We start from the raw sequence: 23,426 nt of genomic DNA, 5'->3' as shown, positions 1-23,426 counted from the left end.
AAAATGGAATAAATATGAAAAATTAAGTTTATTTACCGATATTATAAATGAAAGTCATTTACTTAAAAGGAGATGTTTGTCATGTTCAAAAAGAAGATCGGGGTTTTATTGCTTACAGGCCTCTTTATCGCTAGCCCTCTTTTCCAATCACCTGCTCAAGCAAGTGAAACGTCTACGAAACAAACCAAATATTATACAGAAGAATTGGAGCATCTGTATCCAGACAGTGATTATGCAAACAATGATACGATGGACAAAGCTCAATTCTTACAGCACTCTCTTCATCTAAACAAGACCTATTTATATCACGAAGGCAGTATCTCTTCTATGAATGACATTGATTTTTACCGGTTCACCAGCTCTAAATTTGATGGAGCAGATGGCCGCTTTTCTATCAAACTCGTCAATGTGAAAGCTGGAAATGATTTCGATCTTTATCTTTACAATCAGAGCGGGTCACTCGTGTCTTCCTCTGTGCGGACAAACAACCAAAATGAAATCATCCATATGCCGAAAATTGCCGCCAGTACTGACTACTATTTAGCCGTCAAACCAAAGCAATTATTAAATGAAGAGGACAACATGTATCGTATTGTCTTTGATAAAAGTATTGAAAAAGGCACAACCAAACGATATGGATCACCTGCCACATTGAATAGTTTCAATGAAGCCGGATCTCCCAATTCTTCTTTTGATTTAAGCAGCTTGCCGCAGGATGCCGTTGTCACTGGCCTGTCATTAGAAGCTGAAAAAGGTAGTACAAATGCATATAATTATGTATTCACAGTCTCTTCCTTAAAAGGCGGAACAGTGAACGTACCTTGGAACGGTCAAAAAGTTGACATCTCTTCTTACAAAACAAGTCAAGTGCCGGCAAAAGACCGCTTTTTTGTTTCTTTTAATGCAACTGAGGTTCCTCAATTAATCGGTGGACGGTTAATCAAAGTAGGCGTTGTCTCAATTAAGAACTTACAGCTCACCTTTGAATATGAATACAATCGTGACCTCAATTATTAAACTATACAAAAGGAAAAGGGAGCACCAAAACGGAGTTTGTCTACACGGTGAAGGAAAAGGTATCCCCTTTTCCTTTTTCTTATGCGTTCTTATGGTACGATACATAGAGAGAAATCAGCTAAGAAGGAGTTGCGTGTATTGCCAAACGTTATTCAACGATCTTTAACCCTTGATGACATACCAGATCTTGTCGCATTGTCAAAAGAGGTCGATTGGCCTGATTACAATGCGGAAGAGCTCACATCTCTTTTAACAAATGGACACTTTACCGGTTTTACAACAACTGACGGACAAGTCATTTCATGCGCTGGACTTTTTCAGTATGACAGTGTGGCATCAATTGGAGCGGTCATTGTATCTGAGACACATCGAGGCCTCGGTCTTGCCCGTCAAATGATTGACACACTGCTTCGTCATAGTGATCCAAGTGTCCCTGTCGTTTTAACGGCTACTGTACAAGGACAGCCAGTTTATGAAAAAATCGGCTTTCAGACAGCCGGTTATATTCATACATACAAAGCACAAAAAACAAATCCTAGTGCGCTTCACCCGTCACATCAGATTCACCTTTTTCCCGCTGATGAAACGCACCTCCCGTCTATTGAAAGGCTGGATGAAAAAGGCGCAGGGACCAATCGATCAAACTTCTTAATAAAGCGAATGGAGCGAGCAGCATTTAAACTGATCGCAAAGGATGAACACCACGAAATCACCGGCTTCGCGTTTGGTGTGGAAACACCAGCTAATCTGATGATTGGCCCGCTTGCAGCAAACGATGAACAAACGGCGCTATCACTCATTCAATCACTTCTCACGTCTTATTCTGGCGCCTTTCGTTTAGATATGCAGGAAGAAACAGCTGAACGCCTGCATACATCACTTGTAGAAGCAGGATTTACGAAAACAAACGTCGCACATTTTATGATGATTCGCGGGAACGAAAAGCAGAACGATTCGGCGCTTCTCTATTTCCTGGCCTCACAAGCATTTTCATAAAAAATCAAAAAGCTGTAGACAGATGTTGTCTACAGCTTTTCTTTTTTATTTTTCGCCTACGGATGAGAGAACTTGAGCGAGTGCATTTGTGACCTTGCCATGCTCTGATGCATGCGGCCGGTCATCTCCGTCTCCATAGCCGTAATCAATCATGCGATTACGGTTTAAGCAAAGCTTTGTCAGCTGAGGCTGGAATAGATCAAATAAAGCAAAACGATCTTTTAGCTGTGGAAATTGCTTTTGATACTGCTGAATTTCTTCTGCAAGCAAGCGCCAAAGCGTCGTTTCATCTAACAGATTGTGATTGTCTAACACATTTGACACGTAACGAAGATTGCAAATAAACAGACCCGTAAAAATAAATTGTACAAGACCCTCAGGCGGCTCACTACGCAGCACTTCCTTTAGATCTTCTTCTAATGAAGCCAATTCAGGCAGCGGTTGATCACTAATGTTCACATCATCAACAAAATCTTTGATCGCCAAACGATGCGGCTTATGATCTTTTAATACAAGAATTGTATTTTGTCCGTGCGGTGAAAACACCGTGCCATATTGATACATAAAGTGCAGAAGCGGCGGCATGACAACATGGAAGAATGACGCCATCCATTCTTTTGCTGACAGACCCGATTTTTCAATGAGCTGCTTCAGATAAGGCTCGCCTTCATGATCCTCATAAGTCAGTGCCGCCAGCGTAACAGGGCTCTCCCCTTCATCTAAATACGTATAAATGCTTTCTCTAAAAATGACCCCAAGCATTTCAAGGTATTGATATGGCGCACCAGGTAGCTTGCTGTAATAAGGATGATCAACATTGATACTCGCATTCTCACCTGGTAAAATCACGCGGCATACATCGGATAAAAAGGCGTCTTGATCGGCGATTCCTTTAATATGCGCTGTAATACGTGGCGCAATCACCGTACGTTCTGATGGGAGCCCCCGGTACACTAGCGTATTTAAAATACTCATTGGCAGTTTAATATGATGCTTGCCTTTATTTGAGATGTTTGTAAAGGTTCTGATCGATTGCTGTGGAATATATTGATCCAGCCCTTCTCCTAAATACACGATACGGCGCATGGCTAAATCTTCAGGGAAATGCTGGATGATCATATGCGTCCACTGCCATTTATGAACAGGCATCATATAATAATCAGCAGCATTCAGCCCTTCATCCTTTAACACACGTTGGAATTGACGGATCGTCACTTCGTCTAATTCTTTGGCAATGATGTGCTCATAGTTCTCATGATCGACCGCATGGAAAGTCGCAAGCTCTCGGTGAACAGCAATCCAAGACAGCTGCACACATTCCTGCCTTTCAGGTGCATAGACTAAGTAATCATCGTAGCTGAATCCAATACGCCCTTTGTTATAGACGATCCACGGATGACCAGTCATCTCGCCTTCAATCCATGCGTAATCTGTATCTGTTAGCTCATCTGCACGAAGTGCTTTTTTCGACAGCAAATGTACATCAGCTAACAAGGTATGGTGAAGCTCTTTGATCAGATGGCCAGTTGTTTCAGAAGACATTGGGATGATTGGCTGAATGTCTAGTAAAAACACAATGGCACTAACGTCCTTTGTCCATGTTCCGTCTTGACAGCACTCGATCGATTCCGCAATCGTATCAAAACTATCAAACAAACGAGGTTTTGCGAGATAACGATATTTCTTCTGTTCGTGAATGATTAATTCATATTGGGCGATGCCATCCTGATGATTTAGTTGAACGGGATGAAGCATATCCTCATACATATATTCGGACAGCATTTTTGCCACCATTCGCTGGTTTGCTTTTTTCCAAGCAGCAGGATTGACCGCTTTTTTCAATTCATCTTGTACACTCATCGGTTCATCCTCCTTACCCTTTGATTTCTTCAAATGTATTTGCGTGTTTATGTGTACCGAATGTCTGGAAAACATGCTTTTGATAAAGTGGATACACAGGTCGACGAGCCAGTTCATTGATAATGACACTGTTTCGGTACGCCCCTAGCCCTAAATCTGGTGCGCCTACTCCATGTGTATGAAGCTCTGCATTTTGTACAAAAATATCATTTTCACCTAATGTATTTGTTTTCAATCGATATTCACGTTCAACCTGGAAGCGTCCTTGATGATCCCACTGAATATGATGGGAAATCGGATCAATAAATGGCGGTAATACAGATTGATAGCCCGTTGCCAAAACGACAATGTCTGTCTCATGCGTAAAGGATTCCTCTTTGACCCATTGATTGCATGAAAGCGATAAGCCGTCCCTCGTTTCCTCAATCAAATTGACCTCCGTCATCGCCTGCAGCACGGTGTTCAGCTGCTCTCCGCAAGCAGAACGTTCATAAAGCAAGTGATAAATATCTCGGATCATCGCTGAGCTGATGCCTTTATACAGCAAATCTTGCTGCTTTAATAGCGCATCTTTTTTAGGCTGCGGAAGCTCATAAAAGAAATCAATATAGTCTGGAGAGAAATACTCAAGACCCAAATTTGAATATTCCATTGGGAAAAACCCTTTAGAGCGTGTAAACCAATGAATATCCTTCGCCTCATCGTCTGATAAAATGTCATAGAATACTTCTGCCGCACTTTGACCAGAACCGATGACCGTCACGAATTTTCCTTTAAAACAGCCTTCTTTCTTTCGTTTCAAGTAATCAGCAGAATGAAACACCCGATCCCCTAAAGCTGGCTGAAGAGATGCTGGTACCGCAGGCTGTGTACCGATACCTAAAACAAGATGCTTACTTTCAAACACCTCTACCGTTTGATCTTTCACATGACGGACATGCACTTCATATCGTTTTTCTCCAGCTTTTTCAACGATAGAGACAGATTCGACATTCATGCCAAATCGGCAAGAATCTAATTGATCCGCGACCCAGCGGCAATAATGGCTATATTCCTTGCGCGGGATATGGAAGTCTTCTAGAAAGTAAAATGAATACAAACGGTTTTGTTCCTGCAAATAGTTGAGAAAGCTATATTTGCTTTTCACATCCGCCATACTGACAAGATCCGCTAAAAAGGGGACCTGAAGTGTTGTCCCTTCAATGAGCATACCTGGATGCCAGTGGAACGCTTCACTTCTTTCAAAAAACAAAGCGTCAATTTCATCTACTTCTTCAGATAATGCAGCAAGCCCTAGGTTAAATGGTCCAATGCCAATCCCAATGACATCCACTACATTATTTTGCTTGTTGAACCGCGTCATGGTTATACTTCCTTTCAAATCGATCTCGATGACAAAACATCAAAAGACCTGTTTTATCTGGTAAAGTAACTGGTTTCACACGTTCGAATCCACACTTTTCAAAGACATGAATCATTTTTTCGTTCCGAATATCTGGCTCAGCCACGATTTTTTCTGTTCGTTTGTTCTGCTCAAACTGAAATGCTGTCATGGCTTGAAGCAGCGGAGCCGCAAATCCTTTCCCTACATAATCTGGCTCTCCAATTAACAGGTGAATGCCTTGATCATGCGGAGAAGGCTCATAGTACGATTCAATGATATCCCCTTTCACATTGTATGCTTCAAAATAGCTCATCGGCGTTCCATCAATGGTTCCTAAATAAAGGGTTTGATGCGGATCATGAATGGCCTGATAAAAGTGCTTTTCAAAAGCAGGAAATGGAATATTCAAATGCCAAAATGGGTGGACATACTCTTCTTGCATCCACTTGTGGACAAGCTGGACGTCCCGTTCATATTCAGCGCGAATGAACCCAATTCGATGCCTCATCCAATCAGCGCCTCCTTATGTAAAAAGAGCGGATTCAACACAGACGTGTACCTGGATTGCGTTTCTAAAGAACCCGTCAGCTCATCCATATCTTCAAACCGCGTGAGTAAGTTCGCTTTTGAAGGCAGCTCCTGTGACCGGAGAAGACTGTTCGTCAGCTCAGATGCACCATATGTCTCTTCATGCGCAATCAGTGTGTCTCTAATCAGGGCTAATAAATCTTCTTCTTGTGCAAGCCCCTCTGTACCAAAACCATTCACAAGACCAAACAAATGATTAAAGAAGAAATAGTAACGCAGTCTCTCAACCGCTACATCGTCTGCACAAATAGTTTCACTTCTGACGCTTAAGTTTTGAACAAGCTTCGCAAGCTGATCCTTTTTCGATTCGCTATAATAGTAGCCTTGATTGTCACGATAATAGAATGTGTGCGGATATCCATTCTTTAGCTGTACGACAGCATTTTGCTGATGGGCTTCAAGGGCAAGACCATACGTTTCAAACAGCCAAAGCATCGGCTCTAACGAAATCGATAAATATTGTGTGAACCAATCACGGCTGACATCTTCTGTTGATCTGCCTTCAGCGTCTGCTAATTCATGAATAATGCCTGAAAGGCGTGATTTTTCTCCGTATGCATGATCCTGACATAGCCCTGCAATTAAGCTTGCCCCTTTTTCATGATGCAAAAATGGATTTTGACGAATGACGACTTCAAAGCCAGATTCCGCCTCATCCCCTTGAATAGATAGATACGCAGGATCTTCAATCACACGGAATCCAGAAAATTTGTCATATAAAGAAACGCCTAATTCTGTTTTTAAGATACGAGACATCTCAACTCCGCGATCAAGTTCCTTTTGTTTGTTAACGCGTAAAGAGTTTGTGATCTTTACAGGGACAGAGAATTTGAGCATGTACGCAGAGTCTTTTTGATAGACCGTTCTAAAGGAAGATGTCGCTGTGTATTCAGACCCTAGCGGCCCTAAATACGCCAGCTTTCCGTCCTCTATATAACGCTTGACGAACGCTTTCTCCATCACCACTTGGACTTGCAGCGGATGAATCGGAATCAGGACATATTCACCGCCTTCTGTTAACGTCGTCAGTCTCTCTTTTTCTTCTGGCATCTGGCGCATAAGCTCCTCAAACATGAGGCTTGCCGCAGACTGTGAAATTGAAGAATCCTGAAGCACAATTGACGGATGTGCTTTAAAGTAATGAAGCTGGAAAGAGCCTTTCAGCTCAGGAGAATAAATAGCTTCCTCCTCTTCTGTCATTCCTTGTCTGCTTTTTGGTGTAGGATGCGTTAAATGCCCAAGAAGGAGTGACTGCTCCGCTTCGATATATTCAAAATCAGCTGAAGAAAGAGCTGCTCGATCACTTTCTCTCTCTCTGATGAATCGTTCAATATTCCGGCAGCTTAAAATGATGCGAAGCATGAACTCATCCTCTGCATCTGTGCGGCCGTATTCAATGAGAAGTTCCTTTGAACATAAAGCAACAAGTGTGGTGTAATCGACGATCGTTCCCTGTTGCTCACTGCCTTGCGGGCGAAAGCGAACGGGAAAATCAAAGAGATGACGGCCTACAGGCGAAAAATATCGAATCGGAATGACAAGCTCAAGATCTTGTTTTGCTAATGCTGCTACAAATACAAGTGAGCCGTCTGCTTTTGTCTCTTTCTTTGCAGATCGATCAACTCCTGTTTCACGTAAAAAACAGTTTAAAAAGCTTTGCATCGTTGCATTTTCAGCCATTTGTTTATATTGACTCAACGTAGTACCCTCCCGGATTGAATATGAGCGATCCCGATATCAACAATGTCAGAAAGGATTTCCTCAATATGTGTAATAGTCGTTCTCGGATTTAACAAAGTGAATTTTAAGCATGTTTGACCATCGGCTACTGTTTTTGCTACGACAGCCGTTCCTGTTTGGAAAAGTGTGCGATGAATGATTTTATTAATGTCATCTGCTTGATGATCATCCATAAAACGGAACACGACTGCATTGATTTCTGGATCAGGATTGATCACCTCAAGATGCTCATTTTTCTCAATCAACGTAGCCACATCTTTCGCAAAATGGATGGTATGGTCAATGATACTTGCAAATCCTTCTTCTCCAATCATACGCAGAGAGAGAAGGAGTTTTAGCGCATCAAACCGGCGCGTCGTCTGAACAGATTTATTCACGAGATGCAGAATGCCTTCCAGTTCATCTTCCTTTGGATTGAGATAATCTGCATGGTAATCAATCAAACCAAAATGTCTTTTATCCTTTAGTAGAAATGCCCCGCAGGAGATCGGCTGATAAAATTGCTTGTGAAAGTCGATCGTGATCGAATCAGCAAGCTCGATGCCATCTAATTTTCCTCGGAAGGTTTTGCTTAATACAAGCGCTCCTCCATAGGCAGCATCTGCATGAATCCACAAACCGAAAGGCTTCACCATGTCATATATGTCACGTACAGGATCAATACTGCCAAAATCAGTTGTCCCGCAAGTCGCCACGACTGCAAATGGAAGCAAATCCTGCTCCTTAAGCTCCATAAGCTTCTTCTGCAAATCATGCAGGTCCATTCGATGATGTTCGTCTGTCTCAACTAACACAACAGCCTGTTCACCTAAACCTAGCTGAGATGCTGATTTTTTCACAGTGAAGTGGGCATTCTTGGAGCAAAGAATCCGCATACGGTTTGCCTCGCTCGGCAACCCTTTCTGCTGTACATTCCATTGCCAAGTGTTTTCGCAAAATGCATCTCTTGCTAAAAGCAGTCCCATGTAGTTAGATTGGGTTCCACCGCTCGTAAAGGTCCCATCTGCTCGTTCTCCATAAGAAAACTTTTCACATAACCACTTGAGGATTTCCTCCTCAACCAAAGATGCAATGCCGCTTTGATCAAAGGAATCCATTGATTGGTTAAAGGAACTTACGATCACCTCTGCTGCCAGAGCAGGGATAAGAGGTGGGCAATGCAAATGTGCCAGGCATTTAGGATGTGACACATCAACCAAATGCGGTAAAAGGTGATTTTTTATATCTTGAAAAACAGACTCAATGGATTCACCAGCCGGTTGAATCTGGAATAACGATTCGACATGAGTCGCTAATTTCCCAGGCAATATCCCGCTATACGGTCCTCTGCTTGTTTGCCACTCTGCCAGTAAACTGTCGATGGATGTGTAGAGAGCCGCTTGGAAGGACTCCCTCCCAAGCTGGCTTTGTTGAATAAATAATGAATCGACAGATGGTTTAGTTGACTGCATCGTAAACTGCCTCTTTAAAAATCGTGATGACTTTTTCAAGCTGTTCTTCTGTCATGATCAAAGGCGGTAAGAATCGAATCACACTTCCAAAACGGCCTCCTGTCTCCACAATTAAGCCTTTATCAAAACAATTCTTTTGAATGAGACTGGCTAGCTCTGGATTTGCTGGATAACTGCCGTCCACATCCTGTTTCTCATCTGGATTCACAACTTCAACACCAATCATTAATCCTCTTCCTCGCACATCACCGAGAGCAGGCACTTGTTTTTGAATGTCTTTTAGATTGGCCTGCATACGCTGACCAAGCGCTTCTACATGATCAAGCAGATTGGTTTCTTTTATAAATTTAAGCGTAGCAGTTCCAGCTGCCATCGCCATTTGATTTCCTCTAAACGTGCCAATGTGTGCACCTGGATTCCATTGATCTAAGTCTTTGTCATAAATCACAACTGATAGCGGAAGGCTTCCCCCAATTGCTTTTGATAACACAATGACATCTGGCACAATACCAGCATGTTCAAAGGCAAACATCTTACCAGTTCGGCCGATGCCTGATTGAACCTCGTCAATAATAAGTGGAATTCCTTTTTCTTTTGTGATTCGTCTCATTTCTTGTATCCATTCAATTGATGCCGGGATGGAGCCGCCCTCCCCTTGCACCGCTTCAAAGATCATGCCTGCTGGCGGGAGAATTCCACTCTCAGGGTCATTTAATACACGCTCAATATAAGAGCTGGAAATGCGATGTGAATCTTTACCGCCAATTCCAAATGGGCAGCGGTATTCATATGGATAAGGCAGGAAGTGAACATCTGGCATTAATCCTTGTACTTTTTCCTTTGGCGATAAGTTGCCGCTTAATGACATCGTGCCATGCGTAGCACCATGATATGCTCCGTGGAATGATAGAATGGAACGATTTCCCGTCGCTGTCTTGACTAATTTAATTGCTGCTTCTATAGCATCACCACCAGTTGGTCCGCAAAATTGAATTTTCGCTCTTTTTGCAAACTCCTCTGGCAAGTGAGAAAAAATCTCATTCACAAATTCTTCTTTAATCTCTGAAGTGATGTCCAGCGTATGCAACGGTCTTTTTTCATGAAGCATACGTTCAATAGCATCTATAACAACCGGGTGATTGTGACCAAGGGCAAGTGTTCCTGCACCTGCTAGGCAGTCATAAAATTCTCTACCATCTGCATCTGTCACGATCATACCTTCGGCTTTTTGCATGGCTAATGGGAACCGTCTCGGGTAAGACCTTGCATTAGATTCTCTTTGACTTTGCTGCTCTAAAAATTGCTGATTTTTAGAAACGGTTTTGATGGACATAATAAAACACTCCTCCAATTGATAAAGATTATCATTTTCATTTACTAGCCTAGAGGATGTAAGATACGAAAGTCAATTGTATTCAAAAAGATGATTCTAAAAGCATATGAATGCTATATTCTCTTTTTAACGAGTAATTTCGTGTATTTTTTACAAACATCTACAGCCATAAGGCGATGTAACGTTTGAGTATGAAAAATGTTGAAAAAAATTACAAATCAATTCTCCTGGTTCTTTTGCTCTATGCGTTGTAGCTCCCTTGTTTGATACGGGACGGCCGAATGAAATGAATGTAGTAAAACAAAAAATGAACGTTATTTTATCTTGATATAAATGGTTATGATGGTATAATTTCTCTGAAACGAAAGGGAATCGAGGGAGATCTGATGATTTTAACGAAGCATGACCTTCACCACTACTTGGCACAAGATCAGAAAGCACTTGCCATCAATCGAAAAAGACCAAAGTGGCTTGGGGATGATATTTGGAAATATCAAAGATATTTACGAAAATATGAGTACTATACGAATAGCGGTGCTACGTTACGCAAATGGTTTTATCGTTACTTACATAAAAAGAAAGGCATGCAGCTTGGCTTTGATATCCCAATTGGTGTATTTGGACCTGGGCTCAGAATCAACCATACTGGGCTGTTGATTGTGAACAAGCACGCCAAAATCGGATCGTTTTGTGATATTCATCAAGGCGTGAATATCGGTCAAAACCATCATGAAAAAGATGTGCCCGTCATTGGAGATCATGTATGGATCGGCCCTGGCGCTAAACTGTTTGGAAATATTTATATTGCGAATCATATTTCCATCGGAGCAAATGCAGTAGTGAATCGCTCCTTTCATGAAGAGCGGATTGTCATTGCAGGTGTCCCTGCTCAAAAAATAAAAGAAAAAAGCCCTTCTTTATGAAGGACTTACTTGACCAAAGCAGTGAGCCACATGAGATAAAATAAGATGGATAAACATGAGGATCATCCTGCCCGAGCCCCATCACCATTTATCCTAAGATGCTTTGGCGCAATCAAACCATCAATCGGTAGCAACTTGAAGTGAAACAAATCGCCACAGCCGTACTCTCTAATTTGCGTTGGAGTACCCGAAGACTAGCATGAGAAAGTACAAGACAAAGACGAGGATGGCAATCGCATAGATGAGAATGGACACAATCAGTACTGTCCAGCCCAACCCTTTTCTTCCTGTTTGAATGAGATATATTCCAAGTGTGAAGAGCCCGAGTAAAAGACCTAAGATGGCCCATAACCATTTATTTTTCCCGTGTTTTGGTGCATCAACGAATAGGTAGATTGCGACTAATATGGATACAAACCAACCTGTAATCCATTTCACATTCATCCGCCACCCTTCTTTTTCAATTTATTGAATCTTACTATACTTTTTTCCTAATCTTAAAAACAACTATTCAAATGAATGATTCGGAAGGCTTTGCCATTCTTCTCTCAGCATCCCATACCGCATCGAATCATAATACTCCCCTTGATAGTAACGTACCTTACGCAGTCTTCCCTCAAGGATAAACCCGCATTTCTCTGCGCAACGCATCATGCGTTCATTTCCAGACCAGGTGGTCAGGCCGATGCGTGGGATATCAATGTGTGAAAAGAGTTCATCGATCCATAGACGCAATGCCTTTGTACCAACGCCCCCATTCCAAAAACGTGAGTCATAAATAAGAATCCCACACTCCAGCCAGCGTGTGCGTTCATTCTCCCAATAATAAGAAACTGTGCCCTTTAATTCACCTCCTACATCAATGCCAAATAGTTTTGGCAGGACAGATTCATCCTGTAAATAGCGTTTTTTAAATGCAGCAAGCGATATGTCATGTTCAATAAAATACGGTGCATTCCACTTTCGATAGGCCTGGTCTGGTGCTTTAAACCTTAAATGCCATACCACTTCTAAATCGGTTTCGTCTAATGGACGTATGCTCACAATCTCTTCTTTTTTTCCTTTCATCTGTTCACGTTCCTTTACTTTGTCGTTCTTTTAGCAAGATGACGATACTCGATAGGCGTCATGCCTTCATTTTGCCGAAACAGCTTTGAAAAATAAGTAGGGTCATCAATGCCTACATGTTCTGCAATGAGAGCTATTTTTTCATTCGTTGAAGCAAGCAGGCTTTTGGCTTTTTCAATTTTGAGTCGATTGATGTACTGGCTCGGCGTCAGTCCGTACACGGTCTGCATGCACCTTGTCATGTAATCAGGATGATAATGGAGAATCTCTGCCAGCTTCTCCATCTGTAATTTTTGCGTAAAATGACGTTCAAGATAGTGAACCACTTCTGAAGCGACAGTCTCCTTTGCACTTGGAATATGAAATGCTTCTTTTTGTAAATGAATGAGCATTTCCTCAAATTGAAGCTGCTTTTTGAGCTGAAGTTCAGACGCATCATCATTTAAAGCGCGCATCGCTGAAAGATGCTTCTGTAGCACGCTTCCCCCTTTCACTTTTCCTTTTCGGAGCAGACGAAATTCATAGCTTGCTGCTTTTTCAAAAGTGGCTTGATTTTGCTTCATGTCAAACCAGTGTTCTCTCGGCCGATCTGTAAACTCAAATGAATCAATTGAAAAATGCAGCCACTCATAAAGTGTTTCTTCTTTGCATGGAAGATGTCCACCATGGGCAAGTCCCGGTGATAAAATGATATATTCTCCCTCTTTTACGTGATGAGGCACCTCGTCTTCTGTGATCCACAGTTCACCTTTCGTGACATAAAGAAGATCAAATACGGTGAAAATTCTGGAGATATGTCGTTCTCCTGGGTGGAATACACCTTTGCCTGAAGCAATATAGACTGGAAATGGCGGTACAGTAAATGTAATAAACGGACCCATATTCATCCCCTTATGAAGTCGGATTTCTCCAATAAGTTTCGGTTTCATCTCTTCTTATTATAGTCGATGCAAGGTACACTATAAATCGGATTTATACGAAAGAAGGTGATGTGATGAAGCCACAAGCACTGACAATACAAAAGGTTCAAGCCAAAAGTGAAAAATCCCACCCTTCATTATTTGCATTAACTTGGCCTATTTTTATCGAAATCTCTTTATATATGCTGATGGGGAGCGCAGATACACTGATGCTCAGCCAGTATTCTGACAATAGTGTTGCCGCAGTAGGGGTAAGCAATCAGCTACTAAATCTATTGATTGTGATGTTCAGCTTCATTACGACTGGGACGACGATTGTCATTGCGCAACTTTTAGGAGCGGGCCGCAATCAGGAAGCGACCCTAGTTGCCTATGTATCACTAGGCACCAACTTCCTCATTAGCTTTGTGATCAGTCTTCTTATGTTTGTGTTAGCTGTGCCCATCCTGCATATCATGGGATTATCAAGCGAGCTCATGCCAGATGCAACCGTCTTTTTACAGATTGTCGGCCTGCTGTCTTTTATACAGGCGCTCATTATGACCTATAGTGCTATTTTAAAAAGCTATGGATTCACGAGAGATACGATGTATGTCACCATCGGTATGAATCTGTTAAACGTTGCTGGTAATTATTTGGTCATCTTTGGACCATTTGGCTTCCCTGTATTAGGTGTCATGGGTGTTGCTCTTTCCACATCATTTGCACGGTTGATCGGTCTAACAGCCATGATCCTCATTGTTCGACACCGCATTGGATTGCGGTTTTCATTCAAGCGAATGTTTTACATCCAGCGAACGCATTTAAAAAAACTGCTAAAAATCGGCATTCCTTCTGCTGGAGAACAGCTTTCTTATAATGGCTCTCAAATGATTATTACGCTGTTTATCACATTTATGGGCACGCAAGCACTTGCAGCAAAAGTCTATACCCAGAATTTGATGATGTTCATTATGTTATTTGGTGCCGCCATTAGCCAAGGAACGCAAATCTTAATTGGGCGCCTGATCGGGGCGAAAGAATTTGATGCGGCCTATCGAAGATGCATGAAAAGCTTATACTGGGCCATTGCCATCTCGCTTCTTTCTTCTACTGCTTTATCTTTATCATCGACGCATTTACTTACTTTTTTCACTAGCAACAGTGAGATCATTCAAATCGCGAGCCTCCTCCTCATATTGACGATTATTTTAGAGCCTGGACGTTCTTTTAATATGGTCATCATCAACTCCTTGCGGGCAGCTGGTGACGCGAAGTTTCCAGTCTATATGGCGATGATTTCAATGTGGGGCATCGGCCTTCCGATCGCTTATTTATTAGGCATTCAACTTGAGATGGGCCTGATCGGGGTTTGGATTTCTTTTATCGTGGATGAATGGGTAAGAGGTATCTTCATGTATAGGCGGTGGCGTTCAAGGGTGTGGACGGAGTATCGGTTTACTTCCACATAAAAAGGACTGCGGGTGCAGTCCTTTCAGATTGTTGACAAAGGGCTAAAATGAACTTTATTTTAGCCCTTTGTCTTCTTTTCAGCGTGATAGAAAACCTTTGCAGCCCTAGGAAGGACGAGCATCGGCGTGGAGCGAATTTAACATTCGTGAGCACCGAAGCGCAGGACTGACACCGAATGCGAGGGTTTGTCTACACGCTGAAAGGGCTAAAACGAACTTTATTTTACCCCTTTGTCTTCTTTTCATTACGTAATATCTTCTAAAATAAGTGCTTTTTCTTGTGTTGAAATATATGACCGCTTCGTAAAGACGCGGTATTCGTTTTCTCTAGTTTTATCTAAAATAGCCTTATAAAAGTGAGCAGCTGCTTTCACCGGTATCCTTGAATAAAGTGGGAATTCATGTAGATGGTCAAAAAATTCCTCATAGTACGCCTCTGCCTCAAACGCAATATATTCCCATACGTGCTGGAAGGCTTGATTGACGATCCCTTCTTGTAATTCTTGCTCTGTATACCCAAATTGATCCATGACTTGTTTTGGCAAATAAATGCGGTTCCTTTCCGCCTTATCCTCACCAATGTCTCGAAGAATATTGGTCAACTGCATGCCAATCCCAAGGGAAATCGCTGCTTCTTTTAGCTGTTCTTTTTTACGCGGTGCAATGATCGGAAGCAGCATTAATCCAACTGTACTTGCGACATGATAGGAATAGATGAGCAGTTCATCTAACGTTTCATACCGGTGCTGCTCTAAATCCATCTCCTGTCCACGCAGCAGGTCACGGAATGGGGATTCATCCATACGAAACTGTTGAAATGTATACTCCAGCGCCACCCACATTGGATCATCACGATCTACTTCTCCTTGCAAGAAACGATCAAATGCCTCCTGAAAAGACGCCAGTTCTTCCTTTGGTGAAGGAGACTCATCTACAATGTCATCCGCTCTCCTACAAAAGGAATAAACAGCCCAAACAGCCTGTCTTTTCTTTTTAGGCAGCATGGAAAAGGCACGATAAAACGTTTTTGAATGGGTTTGAATGGTCTCTTCACATATTTTCAATGCTGTTTGCACATCAACCACTTAGCTTCACTTCCTTTCTGTTGTTCAGCTCTTTAAGCAGTACAGAAGCCATGAGCTTTGCACTTTGCATCACGATCGGTACCCCGCCGCCGGGATGGATGGAAGCACCTACCGCATATAGATTGTCTACATCTGCAACCTTTACTTGCGGGCGAAACACACCTGATTGAAACAAATTAGGAGCGAGTCCAAAGCTGCCGCCTTCAAACAATCCTTCTCGCATTGAATCATTCGGTGTTCTCACCTTTTGCCAGACAACCGCCTCTCGCAGTTGCGGAAAGCCTCTTTTCTCAAGACGCTCCACCATTTTATCCACAAAGTCTGTCTCTTGTTCCCAATTGATGTGATCTCCTGATGGAACAGGAATGAGCATATATAGGACACTGCTACCTTCTGGGGCAAGGGATGGATCGATGGTCGATGGATTAAACGTATAAAATGATGGATCTTGAGGTATCGTTTTCGTTTGGAACACCTCTCTCATATGCCGATCAAAGTGTTCTCCCATGAAAAATTGATGAACAGGTGCTTCATCGTATACTTTGTTTAACCCTAGATACACCATCACGCAGCCGGAGGATGGAACGTATTTACGCCGGTCTTGTTCACCTAAACCAAGCTGTTTTAACGCCGCTGGATAATCTCCGTTCATCACAAATGCGTCAGCTGCTATGTGCTCATTATTTATTTTTGCCTTGACCACACGTTTCCCCTCAAACTCAAATTGTGCGACTTCTTCACTTTTTCTTATGTGTACACCCGTCTTTAAGAGCTGTTTCTCCAATATATCTACTAAACTCGCATATCCGCCTTTTAAATAGTAAATTCCGTGTGCGTGCTCACTATATGAAACAAGCGAATAAATGGCAGAAGCTTCATACGGATTTCCTCCGACATAGAGGGTTTGAAGTGCATATGCATCTCGGAGGCGCTCATCCGAAAAATATTTTTTGAGAGAACTTTGAACGGTTCGATATGCTTTTAATTTCATTAAAATCTTCATGTTCGCTTTTGTAAAAAAGGTTCGTTTTTCATGAAATGATTTTTCTAGAAAAGCTTGCTGCCCTTCTTGAAACCGATCCGTCATTTCTTGCATAAATGTTAAATATCCCTGTTCTTCCTTTGGAAATACACGTTTGATTTCTTCTAGTTGTCGCCGTGTATCAGAGTATTTCGTGTAGGAGGTTCCATCTTGATAGTGGATCGTATACAGCGGATCGAGCTGCAAGAGATCAAGAGATGTTTCATCAATGCCTACGTCATGTAAAATGCCTTTTAACATATCAGGAAGTAGGACAATGGTCGGACCTTCATCTACTTTATATCCTTTCTCACGTACAAAAGCAAGTCTCCCGCCGAGCCGTTCATTTTTTTCAACAAGGGTGACATCATGTCCAGCTTTTTTTAAATAGAGGGCTGAGATCATTCCGCCAATACCGCCGCCAGCAATCAATATATGTTTTTTCATGAGGCGCTCCCCTTTTCTTGATGTGGCACTCTTTTGTGCGTATGTTTCTCTTTTGCCAGAATCGCATTTGTCGTAATACGCGCTGATTCTAAAATGGTTGGCAATCCGCTGCCTGGGTGGGTTCCTCCACCAACGAGCCAGCAGTGTTTCAACTCATCAAATTCATTATGCGGCCTGAGTACCATCATCTGCGTCAACTGGTGACCCAGATTAAATGTAGCTCCTTCATACACGTACAGCTCTTCTTCCCAATGCTTCGGCGTGATCATCCGCTCGACTTCAATATGCTGCCTGATATTCTTAAAGCCCGTTTTCCGCTCCAGTGTATCCAGCACAAGCTCTCTAAATTCTCCTTGATGCGCTTCCCAGTCAATACCGCTTTGATTATTGGCAACGGGTGCTAACACATAAAGAGCGGACTTGCCTTTTGGCGCAAGCGAATCATCTGTCACACTTGCATTTTGAATATAAATGGACGGATCATCCGGCAGCTCAAAGGTTTTCGTAATCTCTTTGACGAACTTCGCATAGTCATCGGAAAAAACGATGGTATGATGCGGCTCATCATATATCATATCTAAACCTAGGTACAGCATAAAGGTGGAGCATGAGAATTTTTTCTTTTTCAGTTTCTTCTCGCTATATTTCTTTAAAAGACCTGGCTCTACAAGCTTTGTCATCACGTGTGCAAAATCACCATTTACGACCACCTCATCTGCCCGTATTTCTTCACCAGTTTCTAAGCGAATGCCCTTCACTTTCCTGCCTTCCGTCAGCAACTTTTCAACTCCAGTTGATAGATGAAGGGTAGCCCCAGATTCAACAGCTGCCTTTGCCATCGCTTCTGACAGCTGATTCACTCCGCCTTTCGGATGATAAACGCCTGTGTCATGCTCCATAAAGGAAAGAATTGAGAACGCTCCTGGACATTCCCAAGGTGACATCCCTAAATATTTTGATTGGAATGTAAAGGCATATTTCACTGATTCATTTGAGAAATAATCCGACAGCACATCATATAAGCTTTTATTTAATGAGAGCTGAGGAAGTGCTTTGATGACCTTTGGACGCAAATAATGATGGAAACGATCCATTTTACTTTGTAGAATCGGCGTTAGGCGATCCATTTTTCGTTTTGTATCATTCATAAAACGTACATACCCTTCGCCCTCACCAGGTGCAAAGGCTTCTAGTCGTTTGTACATTTCGTCTCGATCTCGAATCATATCAAGCTTCTCATCTTGAAAGATTAACCTATACATTTCTTTTAATTCAATCACATCTATATAATCATAGAGATTTTTACCGGCAAAGGTGAATAGTTCCTCTGCAATATGAATCATACTGAGAAAAGTAGGACCTGTATCAAACGAGAAATCACCAAGTTGAAACTTAGAGTTACGTCCGCCAACAAAGGACTGTTTTTCATATATATGAACATCATGTCCTTTGCTTTGCAACATCATAGCTGCTGCAAGTCCCCCTGGTCCTGCTCCGATCACAATGATTTTCATTATCCTTTTTCCTCCAAATTAATTCACTTTAAGTTAATTATACAAATTGAAGCGGTTAGATCAACTTTTGATGTGCTCTAAAAGTCTCATGTTATGTAGCAAAAAAGCCGACTTCCTTTCAACAAGTGCAAGAAAGCCGACCCTTTGTTATGCTTCTATATCAATTCGATATGTTTCAAACCAATGATGAATCTGTGCCAAATGGGCAATGAGCTGTGGGCCTTTCATTAACTGACCATACCAAGGAACCTGGAAAGAAGCCCCTTCTGTTTCAATCAGCTGTTTTAATTGATGTGGATCTAAAAATTCATGAAGCACAGAATCCTTTTGCGCGAGACAATCTGTTAACATCTCTTTTACCGCCTGAGTATAAGCAGGATGATGTGTTTTCGGATAAGGGCTCTTCTTGCGATAAAGCACTTCATTCGGTAAAATTCCCTCTAATGCTTTTCTCAAAACCCCTTTTTCCCGATTTCCATACATTTTCATTTCCCAAGGAATATTCCATACATACTCAACAAGACGATGATCTGCGAATGGTACACGTACCTCAAGGCTCGCACCCATGCTCATACGATCTTTTCGATCCAGCAGTGTTGTCATAAACCAAATCATATTTAAGTAAAAAAGTTCTCTTCGGGCTTTATCTACTCCAGTTTCCCCATCTAAAAGAGGGGTTTCTGCCACGGTTTCTTCATATTTGCTTTGCGCATATTCCTTCAGTGATAATTTCTTTTGCCATGAGTCTTGAAGAAGCTGAACGCGTGCTTCCGTTGATCTCATCCACGGAAATCCATTGGTTTCGCTTGCCATGTGAAACCATGGGTAACCTCCAAAAATTTCATCTGCACATTCACCTGATAAACCGACAACAAAATCCTTTTTAATTTCTCGACAGAACCATAGTAAGGAAGAATCAATATCTGCCATCCCCGGCAAATCTCGTACTTCAACCGCTTCTTTCAAATAAGAAGCCAGCTCTTTTTGCCCGATGATACAGCTGTGATGATTCGTTTGAAACGCTTTGGTCATTCGATCAATCCACGGCCCGTCAGCATTGGGCTGGAATTGACTTGCTTCAAAGAATTGATCATTTCCGTCGTAATCAACGGAATACGTATGCAGCGGGGCTTTCCCTATTTTCTCAAAGTGCTTGGCGGCAATAGCTGTAATGGCACTAGAATCCACTCCACCCGATAAAAACGTACATACAGGCACATCAGAGACGAGCTGTCTTGTAACAGCATCCGTAAAGAGTTCCTTCACGTGCTGAGCGGTGTCATCAAGCGAATCTGTATGCTGCTTACTTTTGACATTCCAGTACCTCCACACACGCAAACCATCTTTTGAGAAGGTTAAAGCATGAGCAGGTCTCAGCTCTTTCACCCCTTTAAATACGCCTTGCCCTGGTGTTCTAGACGGCCCTAGGCCAAAAATTTCTGATAAGCCTTCATGATCGACTTTGGCTTTCATCTCAGGATGAGCCAGAAGTGCTTTGATTTCTGAGCCAAACAAAAAGGAATGATGACGTTCTGTATAGAAAAATGGCTTGACACCGAGCCGGTCTCTCGCTGCAAATAATAATTCACGCTCACTATCCCAAATGACAAATGCAAAAATTCCATTAAAATGGGTCACACACTCTTCCTTCCATTCTGTATAGGCGTGAAGAAGAACCTCTGTATCAGAATGCCCAAGAAAGCGGTGCCCCCTTTTGAATAATTCTTTTCGTATATCCTCTGTGTTATAGAGTTCTCCATTGTATACCACCGTATAATCATGGTGTTGATGGGTATATGTCATCGGCTGCTTTCCGCCTTCAACATCGACAACGGCTAACCGTTTATGGCCGAAAAGAACGTGCTCACTTTTCCACGTATTTGTATCATCCGGCCCTCGTTTAGATAATGTATCTGTCATTTGATTGATTACATGATCCTGTTGGATGAGCTGCTTTTTAAAGTCTGCCCAGCCTGTTATTCCACACATCATCATCAGCTCCCATCCGTTTTTCATCAAGTGTTCTCATTTAGCCTTTCTTAGTTTATGCATCGTCTCCTTGATAGTTGATTTGTCCTTTTTTCCTCCTGTGTATAGGACAAGCTTCATTTGGTAAGAAAAGAAAGAGGAAAGGAGGTTTTGCGAATGGAGAACCGCATGACATATCTTCAGCAAAACCACCCAAAATGGTGTAACGGATACTTACTGATGGAAAACGGTCATTGTCTGATTGAAGACGAAGAAGGAGACATCATGCTGCCTGAAAGCCTTCAAAGTTCTATGATCTGTTTGAAAGAAAAGGATCGATGGACAAAAGGAGAATTGCTCGGGTCTGTCGTTCTTTGTGATAATGGGAAGTTGATGGAGGTAAAAGGCGGTGAACGCATTCAATATACAGCGTCTCTTTCTAAAGGGTGGCTTGATTTGCTCATGTTCGTACCAGAAAGCGTCTTTTATCAGATCATTGACCATGTAGAACAGCTTGGCTTTTCCGTCTATGATTGTGTCTTCTCTTCCTTCCATCCTTCTCATCGCGTGTCTTTTTTTCAATTTTCAGGAGACATGCAATCACTTGCCCTTCAATGCCACCATCATTCGGGTACAAATCAAGTTCAATTGGAATGGACGACATCTGACGGTCACCGGCTGATGTCTCAGTTTGATCTCACATAAAAAGGGCACTGCTTTTGATAAGCAATGCCCTTTTTATCTTAAAAGATATGGAAACCGATCGGCAGACGTAAGCCTAGAAGAATGGTCACAATGGCAACCACGATAAAACCAATGAATACACCCGTCACCGATTTTCCTTTTTTCTTGCGTACAAGGACCATTTCCATGAAACCAATCACAAGAATACCAAGTATCATTTTTCCAACATACTCGCCCCCGTAACCCGGGATTTTCATTCCTGTGCGAACATACAGCTCTACGCCTGTTGCAATAATAATCAAGTAGAACAGTCGTACGATCATATGCACAATTTTAGCGCCTTTATCGTTTTTACCTGCTAATGCAAAGGCAACGAAAAATAAAATAATACCTAGCACCCACGCTGTAATATGTAAATGTGTTCCCATTTGTGATTTCCCCCTTTATCAGAACAATTACCTTCTCATCGTACCACGAAATAAGTCGAACACAAAGCGACAATCCTGTGTCAAAACGCCTTTATTTGACGCGATTTGATAACGTCCCAATTGGTTCAATTGTTACATCAACCTGATCGCCTGAGGCTAAAAATTTTGGCGGTTCAAAACCTTTGCCGACTCCAGAAGGTGTACCTGTTGCAATGATGTCTCCCGCTTCCAGCGTCATCCCTTTTGAAAGAGTTGACACAATGTCTTCAATTGGAAAGATCATTAATTCCGTACTGGCAGACTGACGAACCTCTCCGTTTACCTTTGTTTCCACATGGAGTGCTCCATGATCCTCAATCACTGACTTGTGAACGATATAAGGTCCCATTGGACAAGTTGTATCTAAGCTTTTCCCGATGAAAAATTGTTTGTGTTTTTTCTGCAAATCTCTTGCGGTTATATCATTTAAAATGGTGTAACCGAAAATGTAATCGTGGACCTCTTCAGGAGCAATATTCTTTCCTGTTTTGCCAATGACAATGGCAAGCTCCCCTTCGTAATCCAATTCACTTGTCACATCTTCATGGAGAAGAATGTCCGCTTCATGCCCTACAACAGAGGTAGGCGCCTTTGTAAAGATCATCACGTCTTTAGGAATATCTGCCGCACTTCCCATTTCCATGACGTGATCTTGATAGTTTTTCCCAACACACATGATGTTTTTCGTTGGTTTTGGAATCGGTGCATGGAGTGTCACGTCCGAAAGCGGATAGACATAAGAGCCGCGGTCTTCTTCTTTTTTCTCCGCCCAATCAAGAAGCTGTTTGACGTGTTCAACAAACTTGTCCCCCATGTTGATGCATTCAAATAAAGAGTTTGGCAATGTTTCTAGCTCAAATAGTTTTGCTTCTGCCTTTTTGACGTCCATCACCCATTCATCATCAATGACGACCCCGATAAACAATCTGTTATGTATCTCACCTGTAAAAAACTTCATGTCTTCCCCTCACAATCTTCATTACAATACATTATGATGTCTCATTTTTATTTCTCTACGAAATAAAAAAAACCCTTTTTTATCATACTCTCTTTTAAAAAGGGTTTCAAAAATGAAGACCTGACATTTAGCGGTAGCGTCGATACTCCCACATATTCCCTTGATCCCATTTACGATCAACATTTCCTTGATGGCGGGAATGATGTTTTTTCTTTCCGCATCTTCGGCAAGAGTGACTCCGTTTATGGTGATGAGAACGTTTAGATCGATGGCTGCGGTGTGATTTGCGGCAGCTTTTCTTATGATGTGATCTGTGTTTGCTGCGGCATGATTTTTTTGGTTCACTCTTTTTGCTGCGGCAAGACTTTTTGCTTTTATACGACTTTTTACTTTTGCATGGTTTCTCGCTCTTTACACTTTTCTTTGAGCAGCGACTTTTTTTAGAGCGATAGCTTTTATGGCTTTTTTTGCTGCGATGTGACTTACGGCAGCCTCCTCCACCAAAGAACCAGTGACGGCGATTTGAATGACGAGAACGAGATGATTTGTGC

General features: G+C 42.1%; 21 protein-coding genes. 5 read left to right on the top strand and 16 right to left on the bottom strand.

Annotated features, from left to right (window positions below; genetic code table 11):
• Positions 1-81: 81 nt before the first annotated feature.
• Both V7L95_RS12310 and V7L95_RS12305 read left to right on the top strand, forming a co-directional pair.
• Entirely contained in the window at positions 82-1,017 is a 936-nt protein-coding gene (locus V7L95_RS12310) for a hypothetical protein (protein ID WP_008348558.1), read from the top strand.
• Positions 1,018-1,155: 138 nt separating this feature from the next.
• Positions 1,156-2,013 (top strand): GNAT family N-acetyltransferase, encoded by an 858-nt coding sequence (locus tag V7L95_RS12305; protein WP_076821905.1) that lies wholly within the window; start codon positions 1,156-1,158, stop codon positions 2,011-2,013.
• A gap of 45 nt (positions 2,014-2,058) precedes the next feature.
• On the opposite strand, the gene V7L95_RS12300 is transcribed toward V7L95_RS12305, so the two are convergent.
• The 6 genes from V7L95_RS12300 to V7L95_RS12275 are packed head-to-tail and all read right to left on the bottom strand — an operon-like array spanning position 2,059 to position 10,369.
• Positions 2,059-3,873, bottom strand: coding sequence for an IucA/IucC family siderophore biosynthesis protein (locus tag V7L95_RS12300; RefSeq protein WP_076821907.1), 1,815 nt, complete (start codon positions 3,871-3,873; stop codon positions 2,059-2,061).
• A 13-nt stretch (positions 3,874-3,886) separates the two neighbouring features.
• Positions 3,887-5,236, bottom strand: coding sequence for a lysine N(6)-hydroxylase/L-ornithine N(5)-oxygenase family protein (locus V7L95_RS12295; RefSeq protein WP_076821910.1), 1,350 nt, complete (start codon positions 5,234-5,236; stop codon positions 3,887-3,889).
• Positions 5,211-5,765 carry a GNAT family N-acetyltransferase gene (locus V7L95_RS12290; RefSeq protein ID WP_007499091.1) on the bottom strand — a complete coding sequence of 185 codons (555 nt, stop codon included), beginning with the start codon at positions 5,763-5,765 and terminating at the stop codon, positions 5,211-5,213. Before V7L95_RS12290 ends, V7L95_RS12295 begins: the two co-directional genes overlap by 26 nt.
• Entirely contained in the window at positions 5,762-7,543 is a 1,782-nt protein-coding gene (locus V7L95_RS12285) for an IucA/IucC family protein (protein ID WP_340966585.1), read from the bottom strand. Before V7L95_RS12285 ends, V7L95_RS12290 begins: the two co-directional genes overlap by 4 nt.
• Complete coding sequence (locus V7L95_RS12280; RefSeq protein ID WP_146269927.1) at positions 7,540-9,036, bottom strand: aspartate aminotransferase family protein; 1,497 nt, start codon at positions 9,034-9,036, stop codon at positions 7,540-7,542. The genes V7L95_RS12285 and V7L95_RS12280 overlap by 4 nt, the downstream gene beginning before the upstream one ends.
• Complete coding sequence (locus V7L95_RS12275; RefSeq protein ID WP_008348573.1) at positions 9,023-10,369, bottom strand: aspartate aminotransferase family protein; 1,347 nt, start codon at positions 10,367-10,369, stop codon at positions 9,023-9,025. The genes V7L95_RS12280 and V7L95_RS12275 overlap by 14 nt, the downstream gene beginning before the upstream one ends.
• Positions 10,370-10,755: 386 nt before the next feature.
• Here V7L95_RS12275 and V7L95_RS12270 point away from each other — a divergent pair, with 386 nt between their 5' ends.
• On the top strand, positions 10,756-11,292 hold the full coding sequence (locus V7L95_RS12270) for a serine O-acetyltransferase (RefSeq protein ID WP_008348575.1): 537 nt from the start codon (positions 10,756-10,758) through the stop codon (positions 11,290-11,292).
• A 168-nt stretch (positions 11,293-11,460) separates the two neighbouring features.
• Here the strand turns inward: V7L95_RS12270 and V7L95_RS12265 are convergent, their stop codons facing one another.
• The 3 genes from V7L95_RS12265 to V7L95_RS12255 form a co-directional block, all read right to left on the bottom strand.
• Entirely contained in the window at positions 11,461-11,736 is a 276-nt protein-coding gene (locus V7L95_RS12265; RefSeq protein WP_008348576.1) for a hypothetical protein, read from the bottom strand.
• Between the two features lie 63 nt (positions 11,737-11,799).
• Positions 11,800-12,360, bottom strand: a complete 561-nt coding sequence (locus V7L95_RS12260; RefSeq protein WP_136944460.1) for a GNAT family protein — start codon at positions 12,358-12,360, stop codon at positions 11,800-11,802.
• Between the two features lie 14 nt (positions 12,361-12,374).
• Positions 12,375-13,241 carry an AraC family transcriptional regulator gene (locus tag V7L95_RS12255; protein ID WP_268357533.1) on the bottom strand — a complete coding sequence of 289 codons (867 nt, stop codon included), beginning with the start codon at positions 13,239-13,241 and terminating at the stop codon, positions 12,375-12,377.
• Between the two features lie 113 nt (positions 13,242-13,354).
• Between V7L95_RS12255 and V7L95_RS12250 the strand changes: the two genes are divergently transcribed.
• On the top strand, positions 13,355-14,731 hold the full coding sequence (locus V7L95_RS12250) for an MATE family efflux transporter (protein WP_268357517.1): 1,377 nt from the start codon (positions 13,355-13,357) through the stop codon (positions 14,729-14,731).
• A gap of 245 nt (positions 14,732-14,976) precedes the next feature.
• On the opposite strand, the gene V7L95_RS12245 is transcribed toward V7L95_RS12250, so the two are convergent.
• The 4 genes from V7L95_RS12245 to asnB all read right to left on the bottom strand — a co-directional run bounded on the left by V7L95_RS12245 (position 14,977) and on the right by asnB (position 20,787).
• The gene (locus V7L95_RS12245) at positions 14,977-15,816 is read right to left on the bottom strand and encodes a phytoene/squalene synthase family protein (protein WP_017360206.1); all 840 of its coding nucleotides are present in this window, start codon (positions 15,814-15,816) and stop codon (positions 14,977-14,979) included.
• Complete coding sequence (crtI, locus tag V7L95_RS12240; protein WP_241511839.1) at positions 15,809-17,284, bottom strand: phytoene desaturase family protein; 1,476 nt, start codon at positions 17,282-17,284, stop codon at positions 15,809-15,811. The genes V7L95_RS12245 and crtI (V7L95_RS12240) overlap by 8 nt, the downstream gene beginning before the upstream one ends.
• Entirely contained in the window at positions 17,281-18,798 is a 1,518-nt protein-coding gene (crtI, locus tag V7L95_RS12235) for a phytoene desaturase family protein (RefSeq protein WP_340966566.1), read from the bottom strand. The genes crtI (V7L95_RS12240) and crtI (V7L95_RS12235) overlap by 4 nt, the downstream gene beginning before the upstream one ends.
• 147 nt (positions 18,799-18,945) lie before the next feature.
• Entirely contained in the window at positions 18,946-20,787 is a 1,842-nt protein-coding gene (gene asnB, locus V7L95_RS12230; protein ID WP_108611378.1) for an asparagine synthase (glutamine-hydrolyzing), read from the bottom strand.
• Positions 20,788-20,943: 156 nt separating this feature from the next.
• On the opposite strand from asnB, the gene V7L95_RS12225 reads away from it, so the two are divergent.
• Positions 20,944-21,471, top strand: a complete 528-nt coding sequence (locus V7L95_RS12225; RefSeq protein WP_008348597.1) for a DUF2777 family protein — start codon at positions 20,944-20,946, stop codon at positions 21,469-21,471.
• A 38-nt stretch (positions 21,472-21,509) separates the two neighbouring features.
• Here V7L95_RS12225 and V7L95_RS12220 read toward each other — a convergent pair whose 3' ends face one another.
• From V7L95_RS12220 to V7L95_RS12210, 3 genes are all read right to left on the bottom strand, one after another.
• Positions 21,510-21,878, bottom strand: coding sequence for a YisL family protein (locus V7L95_RS12220; RefSeq protein WP_007499115.1), 369 nt, complete (start codon positions 21,876-21,878; stop codon positions 21,510-21,512).
• 91 nt (positions 21,879-21,969) lie between these two features.
• A complete protein-coding gene (locus V7L95_RS12215) occupies positions 21,970-22,875 on the bottom strand; it encodes a fumarylacetoacetate hydrolase family protein (RefSeq protein WP_241511837.1) in 906 nt (301 codons plus the stop codon).
• 21 nt (positions 22,876-22,896) lie between these two features.
• Entirely contained in the window at positions 22,897-23,220 is a 324-nt protein-coding gene (locus V7L95_RS12210) for a hypothetical protein (RefSeq protein ID WP_025207114.1), read from the bottom strand.
• Positions 23,221-23,426: the final 206 nt, after the last annotated feature.

It is taken from the genome of Bacillus sp. PPSBB_11, from assembly GCF_038023285.1.
Taxonomy (GTDB): domain Bacteria; phylum Bacillota; class Bacilli; order Bacillales; family Bacillaceae; genus Bacillus; species Bacillus altitudinis.
Note: the sequence above shows the minus strand (reverse complement) of the source record. Positions and strands in the feature narration are given on the sequence as shown.

Coding starts and splice junctions, on each gene's coding strand:
- V7L95_RS12220 (WP_007499115.1), bottom strand. CDS start 21,878: ATGGGAACACATTTACATATTACAGCGTGGGTGCTAGGTATTATTTTA.
- V7L95_RS12215 (WP_241511837.1), bottom strand. CDS start 22,875: ATGAAGTTTTTTACAGGTGAGATACATAACAGATTGTTTATCGGGGTC.
- V7L95_RS12270 (WP_008348575.1), top strand. CDS start 10,756: ATGATTTTAACGAAGCATGACCTTCACCACTACTTGGCACAAGATCAG.
- crtI (WP_241511839.1), bottom strand. CDS start 17,284: ATGAAAAAACATATATTGATTGCTGGCGGCGGTATTGGCGGAATGATC.
- V7L95_RS12275 (WP_008348573.1), bottom strand. CDS start 10,369: ATGTCCATCAAAACCGTTTCTAAAAATCAGCAATTTTTAGAGCAGCAA.
- asnB (WP_108611378.1), bottom strand. CDS start 20,787: ATGTGTGGAATAACAGGCTGGGCAGACTTTAAAAAGCAGCTCATCCAA.
- V7L95_RS12310 (WP_008348558.1), top strand. CDS start 82: ATGTTCAAAAAGAAGATCGGGGTTTTATTGCTTACAGGCCTCTTTATC.
- V7L95_RS12260 (WP_136944460.1), bottom strand. CDS start 12,360: ATGAAAGGAAAAAAAGAAGAGATTGTGAGCATACGTCCATTAGACGAA.
- V7L95_RS12300 (WP_076821907.1), bottom strand. CDS start 3,873: ATGAGTGTACAAGATGAATTGAAAAAAGCGGTCAATCCTGCTGCTTGG.
- V7L95_RS12255 (WP_268357533.1), bottom strand. CDS start 13,241: ATGGGTCCGTTTATTACATTTACTGTACCGCCATTTCCAGTCTATATT.
- V7L95_RS12280 (WP_146269927.1), bottom strand. CDS start 9,036: ATGCAGTCAACTAAACCATCTGTCGATTCATTATTTATTCAACAAAGC.
- V7L95_RS12295 (WP_076821910.1), bottom strand. CDS start 5,236: ATGACGCGGTTCAACAAGCAAAATAATGTAGTGGATGTCATTGGGATT.
- V7L95_RS12250 (WP_268357517.1), top strand. CDS start 13,355: ATGAAGCCACAAGCACTGACAATACAAAAGGTTCAAGCCAAAAGTGAA.
- V7L95_RS12290 (WP_007499091.1), bottom strand. CDS start 5,765: ATGAGGCATCGAATTGGGTTCATTCGCGCTGAATATGAACGGGACGTC.
- V7L95_RS12265 (WP_008348576.1), bottom strand. CDS start 11,736: ATGAATGTGAAATGGATTACAGGTTGGTTTGTATCCATATTAGTCGCA.
- V7L95_RS12225 (WP_008348597.1), top strand. CDS start 20,944: ATGGAGAACCGCATGACATATCTTCAGCAAAACCACCCAAAATGGTGT.
- crtI (WP_340966566.1), bottom strand. CDS start 18,798: ATGAAAATCATTGTGATCGGAGCAGGACCAGGGGGACTTGCAGCAGCT.